This window comes from Clostridium sp. D53t1_180928_C8, from assembly GCF_015667795.1.
Classification (GTDB): domain Bacteria; phylum Bacillota; class Clostridia; order Clostridiales; family Clostridiaceae; genus Clostridium.
This window is the reverse complement of the sequence record NZ_JADPEL010000120.1, coordinates 1-1,753: the sequence shown is the minus strand read 5'-3', so window position 1 is coordinate 1,753 and position 1,753 is coordinate 1. Positions and strand designations below refer to the sequence as shown.

The window sequence follows — 1,753 nt, the reverse complement described above, 5'->3', positions numbered from 1 at the left end:
CTGTCTAATATTTGGAGGAGAATAAAGTAATGGGAATACTAATTGCTATAGCTACGCTTGGTGGAATATTTTGTTACTATCAAAATAATAAAATTGTAATAACAGATATAAAGGTAAAACATAATATAAATAATAAAATTAGAATAGTACAAATATCAGATTTACATAGTAAGGAATTTGGGAAAAATAATAATATTTTATATAAAAAAATTATTGAACAACAACCTGATATTGTTGTGGCAACAGGAGATTTAATAGATTCAAATATGAAAAAGTTAGATGAAATTATTGAATTTTGTAGTAGAGTAAATAAAATGGCTCCTATGTACTATATATTAGGAAATAATGAAATGAGATGTAGCAGATTAAATGAAATAATAGAAAAATTAAAAATAAATAATATTAATATTTTAGAAAATCAAATACAAAGTATAAAGATTAAAGGTAATACAATTAATATTTTAGGATTAGCTGAAAAAAGAATAGATGGTGGAGGGGAATTTTATAGTAAGGTTAAAAGTAGGTATTCAATTGAGAATAATGAAATTTTATTTAAAAATTTAGAAAAGTTAATGGGAATTAAGATTGTTTTATCACATTATCCAGAGAATTTTGAATATGTAGATGAATTTGCCTATAACAAATATAAATTTGATATTATGTTTTCAGGACACGCTCATGGTGGGCAATTTATATTACCTGGCTTAGGTGGGATATTTGCTCCGGGACAAGGATTATTTCCAAAGTATTATAAAGGAATATATGGAGAAAAAAATAAATTGGTAGTAAGTAGAGGACTAGGTAATAGTGGATTTCCTTTAAGATTATTTAATAGACCGGATATAGTTGTTGTAGATATAGTGAATAAATAAAAAAATAAAAATAAAATTAATATGTAACACATTTAATTAAAAATGAATAATATGTAGCATAGACACAAAACAAAAGATAATTTAAGGGGGAAAAAATTATGCCTATAATTCAAACAAATGTGGTACTAGCAGAACAAAGTAAAGTATTTTTTCAAGAGGTAGAATTTGATTTTACAAAAATTTATCCAAGAGGAATATTCATGGTAGAGAATACTACAGAGGATGTTAAAGTTACACCATACGTTGTTGCAGGAAATACAATAATGTTTAATGCTTGGATAACTAAAAATATAGCTTATAAAGTAGTAGAAAATGCTTATGTAGATAAAAATGGAATACCAACAGTTGTTGGACCTATCAGACACATGACAAAAGTTATTCAATTTGGAGGATCTATAGATTTAGATTTACCAGACGGTGTAGTTTTAGAAAGAACTGATAAAGCAGAAGTTTTAGCTGCAGCTGTTATTGGAAGTAATGATGAATTATTATGTCCAGCAGAAATAACTCCAGCATATTTTGGACAACAAGTTCAAGAAACACAACAAACTTCAAGAAGATTAGCTCAAAATCAAAAAGCTGGATATGCTAATTTAGAAGTTGCACAACAAGGACTTTTCCAAGGTTGTTCAGCTCACTTTGAACCAAAATTATATCAATATGGCAAGTTACGTGAAAAAATGGCTATAGAGATTCTTGTAAAGGCTGTTAGAGTATCTCATGTTGCTGTAGCTGAAGATGTAGAAGGTTAATTAACAGTATAAAAAATATAATAAAGTTTTAATGAAAAGGTTATATTAATTGAACTGCCCCCTGTCAAGTAGACAGGGTAAATAATATAAAATTATGCTACTAAGGTGTGGCTTCTATATTCAATAGGA

2 protein-coding genes are annotated in these 1,753 nt (G+C 27.2%); both read left to right on the top strand.

Annotated features, from left to right (window positions below; translation table 11 throughout):
* The first annotated feature begins 29 nt into the window (after nt 1-29).
* Nucleotides 30-872 (top strand): metallophosphoesterase, encoded by an 843-nt coding sequence (locus tag I4V51_RS20775; protein ID WP_195990338.1) that lies wholly within the window; start codon nt 30-32, stop codon nt 870-872.
* A gap of 98 nt (nt 873-970) precedes the next feature.
* The gene (locus I4V51_RS20770; RefSeq protein WP_195990337.1) at nt 971-1,624 is read left to right on the top strand and encodes a hypothetical protein; all 654 of its coding nucleotides are present in this window, start codon (nt 971-973) and stop codon (nt 1,622-1,624) included.
* The last annotated feature ends 129 nt before the right edge of the window (nt 1,625-1,753 follow it).

What these genes read in the sequence shown, in the direction of transcription:
- I4V51_RS20775 (WP_195990338.1), top strand. Translation starts at nt 30, where the DNA reads ATGGGAATACTAATTGCTATAGCTACGCTTGGTGGAATATTTTGTTAC.
- I4V51_RS20770 (WP_195990337.1), top strand. Translation starts at nt 971, where the DNA reads ATGCCTATAATTCAAACAAATGTGGTACTAGCAGAACAAAGTAAAGTA.